The organism is Myxococcus sp. AM011, from assembly GCF_013372595.1.
Taxonomy (GTDB): Bacteria; Myxococcota; Myxococcia; order Myxococcales; family Myxococcaceae; genus Myxococcus; species Myxococcus eversor.
On record NZ_JABXEM010000390.1, the window covers coordinates 1 to 7,595 of the forward strand.

The 7,595-nt window shown below is 67.2% G+C and carries 6 protein-coding genes and 1 pseudogene; 2 read left to right on the plus strand and 5 right to left on the minus strand.

Annotated elements, in window-relative coordinates:
* Positions 1-54: 54 nt before the first annotated feature.
* The 4 genes from HUW62_RS44150 to HUW62_RS44165 all read right to left on the minus strand — a co-directional run bounded on the left by HUW62_RS44150 (position 55) and on the right by HUW62_RS44165 (position 5,248).
* A complete protein-coding gene (locus HUW62_RS44150) occupies positions 55-2,307 on the minus strand; it encodes a membrane dipeptidase (protein WP_240357138.1) in 2,253 nt (750 codons plus the stop codon).
* 150 nt (positions 2,308-2,457) lie between these two features.
* Complete coding sequence (locus HUW62_RS44155) at positions 2,458-3,798, minus strand: CapA family protein (RefSeq protein ID WP_176437867.1); 1,341 nt, start codon at positions 3,796-3,798, stop codon at positions 2,458-2,460.
* Between the two features lie 226 nt (positions 3,799-4,024).
* Positions 4,025-4,390, minus strand: coding sequence for a VOC family protein (locus tag HUW62_RS44160; RefSeq protein WP_163870756.1), 366 nt, complete (start codon positions 4,388-4,390; stop codon positions 4,025-4,027).
* 336 nt (positions 4,391-4,726) lie between these two features.
* The gene (locus HUW62_RS44165; RefSeq protein WP_163870757.1) at positions 4,727-5,248 is read right to left on the minus strand and encodes a hypothetical protein; all 522 of its coding nucleotides are present in this window, start codon (positions 5,246-5,248) and stop codon (positions 4,727-4,729) included.
* Positions 5,249-5,704: 456 nt separating this feature from the next.
* Between HUW62_RS44165 and HUW62_RS44170 the strand changes: the two genes are divergently transcribed.
* Positions 5,705-6,046 (plus strand): helix-turn-helix domain-containing protein, encoded by a 342-nt coding sequence (locus tag HUW62_RS44170; protein ID WP_163870758.1) that lies wholly within the window; start codon positions 5,705-5,707, stop codon positions 6,044-6,046.
* Positions 6,033-7,115 carry a type II toxin-antitoxin system HipA family toxin gene (locus tag HUW62_RS44175; protein ID WP_217911922.1) on the plus strand — a complete coding sequence of 361 codons (1,083 nt, stop codon included), beginning with the start codon at positions 6,033-6,035 and terminating at the stop codon, positions 7,113-7,115. Before HUW62_RS44170 ends, HUW62_RS44175 begins: the two co-directional genes overlap by 14 nt.
* A 169-nt stretch (positions 7,116-7,284) precedes the next feature.
* On the opposite strand, the pseudogene HUW62_RS44180 reads toward HUW62_RS44175, so the two are convergent.
* Positions 7,285-7,595: pseudogene (locus HUW62_RS44180) on the minus strand (EGF domain-containing protein); the annotation flags it as partial.

Genomic DNA, 7,595 nt, shown 5'->3' on the forward strand with positions numbered 1-7,595 from the left:
CCCGCACCCGGGACGCCAGGGGCTCCTCGCCCCCAGCATCCCCAAGGCTGACGCCTACTTACACGTGAAGGACCACCGGCACTCCCCCGACTGGCACTCGCGCCCGGAGCCGCACGCCGCCCCTCGGCCCTTCTTGTTCTGGCACTTGCCCGAGTTCAGCCCCCAGCCACAGTACTGGCTCGCACCACAGTGCGAGTCGCTGTCACACAGGCAACTCCCCGTCGGATTCAGATAACAGTCCGCGCTGCACCGGTCCGTCGTGCACTCGTTATCCGACTTGCACGTCTGCCCGTACGCCTTCGACCGCGGCGTGTAGCACCACCCCACCGTGTCCGCGCACCCACCACACTCCCCCGACAAGCACTGCCCATCCCGACTGCACGACGTCCAGTCCGTCTTCTTCGGCACGCAGTCGTTGTCCGCCGGATTCCCCGGCGTGTCCTTCTGGCAGTACCCCACCCCTCCACAATCCTCGTCCCCGTTGCACACGCACCGCCCATCGAACGTGCTGCACAACACCGACGTGCACTGCTCGCTCAAGCACTCGTCGTCGAACCTGCACTCCTGATTCAACTCCTTGCTGTCCGGCGAATAGGGCTTCCCACACACCGTCGGATACGCCCCCTCGCGGTCCTCCGGCTTCACCCACGCCGCCACTCCCGACGTGTCGATATCCAGCGCCGCGTCCGCCATCCCCGTGCGCACCACCGACGTGCGCTCCCACATCCGGATGAACGTCTCCGCCGAGCCCGTCAGCCCCGCCGTGTTCACCCCCAGGTTCCTCAAGTCCTTCACCATGTCCGGCAACAGGCCCACGTGCGCCAGGCCCTGCTCGTCGAACGGCGTCCCCAATCGCCCAGGCCCCTGCAACACTTGTTGCCGCGCCTGCGCGTCCGCCTCCGCCTGGAACCCCGCCGAACACGCCCCGTCGTCTCCGAACCGCGGCCGCGTCTGCTGGATGAACCCGTTGAAGTCCGCGCCAAACGCCATCGGCACTTTCAAGCCCTGACGACCGAACTCGTACGCCTGCGCGAACGACCGCGTGGACCCCTGGCAGTTGTTCGCCACGCCGGACTTCGTATACGTCCGAGTCTCGTCATGCGCCGTGCGCAGACCGAACATGCCGCCCGTGCGCCGCAACATCTGCACCACCCACGCCGGCGTCGTCTTCTCGTTCTCCGCCAGCTTCCCGTTCATCACCTCGCGGAAGTGCCCGTGGCTCACGTAGAGCGGGTAGTACTTGTTGCGCTCCGCCACCGAGTACGCATCCCGCACGCCCTTCTCCGACAGGTGCGCCAGGTCGATGAGCATCCCCTTGTCCATCATCGCCTGCATCAGCGACTGCCCCTCCCCCGTCAGCCCCTTCACGTTGCGGCAGCTCCCATCCACATCGAAGCCAAGCGTCATCCCTCCCACCGTCAGCCCACAGTCCGTGTCGATGTGACAGTTCTCGATGAACTGCGCCGCCTGGAAGATGGCGTTGTGCGGCGCCGCGCCTCCAAACCGGTTGTCCAACTGGTGCACCGGCTGCAACGTGCGCACGCCCAACCCGTGGAAGCGCTCCAGCTCCGCGCGCCAGTCCTTCGCGCCGAAGAGCTTGCTCGTCTCGATGGAGAGCACCATCGCCAGCTTGCCCTCGGAGATGATGCGCCGCGCATCCGCCGGCGTCAGCGCCAGGTCCACCCAGTCCCGAGTCGCCGCGAACTCGCGCGCCTTCTGCAACTGCACCTCCACGTCCATCATCTCGTCACACGGCCGCGTGCGGTTCTGCGGCGGCAGCGCCTCGCACAAGAAGCCGTTGCTCACCGCCGACACCACCACCAGCGACATGCCGCCCTGGTGCGCCTGCCGCAGCCACCCCTCCCACGACTGCTGGTGCGCAATCGTGTCCCAGCGCGGCCACTCCGTGTTCGGATTGCGCCGCCCGTCGTGCAGGCCCGTGTCCCCCTCCGTGCCTTCAATCTTCCCCAGGAACTCCGAGCCCACCGCCCCTGCCACGCCGAACAACTGCGACAGCACCGGCACCCCGCGCAGGTCGATGTTGCTCGAGTTCGGACACAGGTTGAGCAGGTGGCTCAGGTCCATCCGCACCCGAGCGTGGTCGCTCTCCGGCCACCCGCCGTCACACCGCGTGAGCGCGTCCGTCACGGTGCCGTGGAACCAGCCCCCGCCAAACGCCTCCTCCGCGAACATGTGGTGGTGCAGCTCCGCGAAGCCCGGCACGCCCAGCGCCTGCTCCTCCGTGTCCAGGGGCTCGGCGGGCGCCTGGCCCTCCTCCTCCTCCACCGGCACGCACGACAACGCCATGGCCAGAACCCAGGTGGAACACCATCGAAGACGACGCGAAAGGGACATGGGGGACTCCCTGCAAGTGGAATCCCCCACTTAGCGCCACCCGACACCCCAAGTTCAAGCCGGCCGACGCCATTCCGTGACAGACGCAACGGTGCCGCACCGCTACGGCGCCGTCTGCGTCGCCACGCTCCGAGCCTCGGGCGCGGGCGGCACGAAGGCCGTGCGCTGGCGCAGCTCGGAGGAGGCCACGGCGAAACCCTCGGGCAGCATGCGGAGGATGCGCGTGCGCCGGTGCTGGGAGCCCACCAGTCGCTTCTCCAGGAGTGCCTTCTCCGCGAGCGTCGCCTTGTCCAACGGCGCGGGACGGGCCGCCAGCGCCGCGAGCCGCTCCGTCACCGCCTCCAGCTCCCGGTCGATGAGCACCGGCTGGATGTTGCGCCGCTCCTTGCCCTTGCGCCCCACCGCGTTGTTCTCAATCCACACCGGCAGCACCGCCACTTCCCCCAGCACCACCGGCGCACCGGGCGCGGAGCGGGCCAGGGAGACTCGCAGCAGCATGGAGTCCCGCTTGTCCCCCGCCACGCCCTTCTTTTTCGGCGCGTGGAGGTAGAAGCGGTCCTGGTTCGCCACCAGGTTGCCCAGGGAGAAGGCGATGAGGCCCTTGCGCCCGTCCGCCGTCGTGTAGCCCTCCAATGGCTGGAGCACGTGCGGATGGTGGCCGATGACCGCGAGCGCCCCGGCGTCCAGCAACTCGCGGCCCAGCTCGCGGTCCTCGGCGTTCGGCGAGTCGGCGTACTCGGTTCCCCAGTGCACCATGACGATGAGCGCGTCACAGCGCACGGCGACAGAGCGCACCTTCTCCACTGCCTCGTCGGTGGTGAGACCCCGGTGCAGGCGGAACGCGGGGTACGGCACGTAGGCCACGTGCGGCGCCTGCGCATCCTTCGGATTGCTGAAGCCATTCAGCAACCGCGTGAAGGACAGGAAGCCCACCTTCATCCCTCGCACGTCCACGAAGACGGGCTCCCACGCCGCGTCCCTCGTCGCGCCCGTGCCCGTGTGGCGCACACCTGTCGCATCCAGGTGGCGCAGCGTCTCCACCAACCCCGTGGGGAGCTGGTCCCTCGCGTGGTTGTTGCCGGTGGAGACGACCTTCACCCCGGCGGCGGCGAGCGCTCGCGCCATGGCCGACGGCGCGTTGAAGAGCAGCTCCCGAGTCACCGCCTTCTTGTTGTCCGTGACGGGCGTCTCCAGATTCAGCACGCCCACGTCCGCGGTGCGCAGCACGTCCGCGATGGGACCGAAGACATGGTCCCACCCCTCGTTGTTGAGCGACGGCGCCACCCCTCCTTCGGGTGGAACCGCTCCGGTGCGCGCGTGCAGCTTCGCCACCAGCTTCACCTCGCCGTGCGGAATCACATCCCCGCCGAACACGAGCTCCACCTGCGAGGCGGGCGCGGCGGCGAACAGCAATGGCATGAGCAACAGCGCGGGCGAAGGCACGCCTGTCACCTTAGTCCAGCCCCTCCACGGACACAGAATCCCTGGCCGTGGGTCCCCTGGGTGAGCGCCGCCCCGCCTCATGCTCGTGCCGTGCAGTCCCGTCATCGACTCACCGAAGAGACGCGCCGCGTCTCGGGCACGTCGGACTGGGACGCGCCGCGCTCCTCGACAGGATTCGCCGCTTCATCGACGCGACGCGCCTTGGCTCACGGCGCCGGTGCTCCGGTCAGCGCGCGCGTGGGCGGACACTCACCTCGACGAGCAGCGCTCCGGGGGCCTGGCAGTAGACCATCGTCCCCCGGTTGTTGCGGATGACGTCGCTGACCTCGAGTCCCTCGGCGCGTGCTCGTGCCTGGAAGTCGAGCACGGTGGCCTCATCGTCGACGAGGAAGCCGATGTGGAAGCCCTCCGGGTACTTCTCCGTGGGGACCTTGAGGCGCTGGAGCACGAGCACCAGGCCCTCGCGGTCCGTGAGGATGGCGATGGCCGGGGAGGCGCGGTTGCTCGTGTGCTCGAAGTCGAAGAGGCGCTCAAAGAACGCCGCGGTGAGCTGGACGTCGGGGACCTGCAGGTCGATGTGGTTCAGCTTCATGGTGAGACCCTCGGGGCATGGCGATGCCCTCAAGACCGGGGGTTCTCATCCGTGAAGGAGGAACAAGCGCTCCCACCATGGGAGTGACCGGGGCTCACCGAACCGGTCCGCCGTTTTTCGACCGGTCGCGAGGATACGTCAGGACCGCGCGCCGAGGCGAGGTACTGACTCAGGAGGATGGTGGCCGCTCGGAGGATATCCAGGTGACCCTGGAGCGCGCACGAGTCGAGAACGTCCAGCTCGCGCGTCGGGGCCGCCGTGGAACGACGCGGCGGCCCTCCGCGACCACTTCAACGAGTCCTGGACGCTCGGCTCAGACCGCCAGAACAGAGGGACTCACAACAGCTTCGTCACCACCAGCGTGACGGGGCCCGCGACGTCGGTGACTCCCTGCGCCGTGAAACATCCCAATGGGTCCGTGTTGAGCAGCGTCAGCGTGCGCAGGACCGTCGCGCCCTGGAACCGGCCGCTCACCACCGTCCCGGTGAGCACGATGACGTTCTCCCCTGCCGGCTTCAAGTTCACCACGGTGGTGCCCGACACGACGCTCACGGTGTCATCACTCCACTTGATTTGAATCGTGGAGGTCGCCTGCCCAATCCCACAGCCAATGATGCCATTCGCCTCCGTGGTGACAATCGCGGAGGGCAGATTCAGCGGCAATCCCGCACACCCGTGGGTGCCAATGGCGGAGACATGGGTCGGCCTGGCGTCGTTGGTGAGGCCCGGCTCGAACTCAGCGACTTCCGCCCCGACACACGTGAGGAGGACGGTCTCTGCTCGCGCCTCCACTGAGACAAACAGGGACAACACCAGGAACAACCCAGACAAGGACTTGAAGAGGACGGTGGACGTCATGACAACGGCTCCTAGCGAGGTGACGAAGCCTCACGGACGTGAGGCTCGTGACGGAAGCCTTCGGAGCAATTCCCATCGCTCCTTCACTGCCGTCACGAAAAGCCTACGGAGCAGCCGCGGCTTCTTGCCCACCAGCCCTGAGTCATCGTCTGGTGAGACACGCGCCAACGCCCCAGGCCGTTACCCCCTGGATGCTGTCGTGGTCCGAAGGTCCAAGTCCCGCTGCCCCGCATGTCCGCGAGGGGCGTGAGCACATGGGGGGCCACTCAATGCGGAGCGACCGCGAGCACTCTTCGACGCTCATCGCACCCCGAGCCCGTCTGCCTCCCATGCAGTCATGCAGGCTCATCCCTTCATGCCCAAGCCGTGCGGACAAAACCTAATAGATCGATTGCTATTCAGGATCCAGATCCATAGATTGAATCTGACCACGATATATACCCAATTGATTGAACCATGCCCCGACAGAACCTCACTCCCGAAACAACGCCCCTGGATGTGGTCCGCGCGGTCCGTCGCCTGGGGCAGAACATCATGCGAGCTCGCATCAGACGGGGCCTGAGGCAGGCGGACCTCGCGAAGAAGACCGGGCTCGCGCTCGGGACACTCCAGCGCATTGAAGCGGGCAACCCCACCACGGCGATCAGCGCCTACTTCGCGGCCTTGTGGGCCCTGGGGCTCGAGCGTGAGTTCGAGAACCTCGGCGCTCCCGACAAGGACGAGGTGGGAAAGACGCTGGAGCTGGCGCGCCAGCCGAAGCGGGTCCGCACTTCGGGAGGGCTCGATGCCGACTTCTGAGGAGACCCGCTGCTACGTCTATCTCCAGCTTCCAGGCACCCTGGACGTCGTCACCTGCGGCCTGTTCGTCCAGCAGGACAACGTCGGCCGCTTCGTCTACGGAAACAGCTACCTCGCCAATCCGCGTGCGGTCGAACTGGAGAAGTTCGAGCTCGCCCTGCGCTCGGGCACATTCGAAACAGCCAGGCTCGGCGGCATCTTCGGCGCCCTGCGAGATGCCTCGCCCGACGCATGGGGACGCACGGTCATCGAACGTCAGCTCGGACGCACGGCACTGACCGAAGTCGACTTCCTGCTCCACTCCCCCGAGGACCGCGCGGGTGCGCTGTCCTTTGGCGTAAGCCCCACACCTCCCGCCCCCGTTCATCAATTCAACAAGGTGCTCCAGTTGGGCCGCCTGCTCGAGGAAGCAGCCCGAATCGAGCAGGGCCTTCCGCCATCAACGCCTCAGGTGGACGAGTTGGTGAACCCGGGCAGCTCGCTGGGTGGCGCTCGACCCAAGAACGTCGTCGAAGATGATGAAGGGCTGTGGGTGGCCAAGTTCCCCGCGCGCAATGACCGCTGGAACAACGCCGCGGTCGAGGGAGGCATGTTGCGGCTCGCCGCCGAGTGTGGCCTGCGAGCCGCCTTCGGCCAGGTCACTTCGGTCGCGGGTCGCGATGTCCTGCTCGTGCGCCGGTTCGACCGGAGACGTGTCGAGCAGGGCTACCTGCGGCACCGCATGGTCAGCGCGCTGACCGTCCTCCGCGCCGACGAGAACCCACTGGACCGCTCGAAATGGTCATACATCCGGCTGGCCGATGAGCTGACGCGCTGGGTGGGCAATCCCGATGAAGACTTGCGCGAGCTGTTCTCGCGGATGGCCTTCAACGCGCTCATCTCGAACGTGGATGACCATCCCCGCAACCATGCGCTGATTGCCCCGGGCTCGGAATGGAGCCTGTCTCCCGCCTATGACCTCACACCCATGCCACAGGCCAGCACCGAGCGGGACCTGGCCATGGAGGTGGGGAATGCGGCCGGTTCCGCATGTCCCGCGAGGACGCCTCCCGCCTCATCGACAAGATGAAAGCCACCGTGTCCGCCCGCTGGCGCGACGTCGTGAAGGAGTGTGGAGGCACCGAGGCCGACCTGAAAGCCATCGAGCGCGCGTTCGACTACGAAGGCTTCGAGTACGACTGACCCCCGGTGGGCGCGAAGCACCTGGCTCGCGCGCCCACCGGGGAACCACCGTCAACTCACAGCGGGCAGTGCGTCCCGCCGCCGCCACTGACACCGCTCGGATACATGATGGACCCGATATACGACGGGTGGCACGGGTAGCACGCGGACCCCACGTCGGAGCTGGTGGCAACGCCCGTGAAGACCTGGTCCGCCTGCCCCGCGCGCTTCACCGTCACTGAGTAGGGCACCGGGTTCTCGGACGACGGCAGCGGCGAGAAGCCCGCGGCCTTGAGGCAGATGTCATACGTGCCGTTCGGCGGCGTGAAGCCCGGGTTCCAGACGATGTTCTCCGGCCCCCGCCCACCCGACGCGTCCTGGTCCAGCT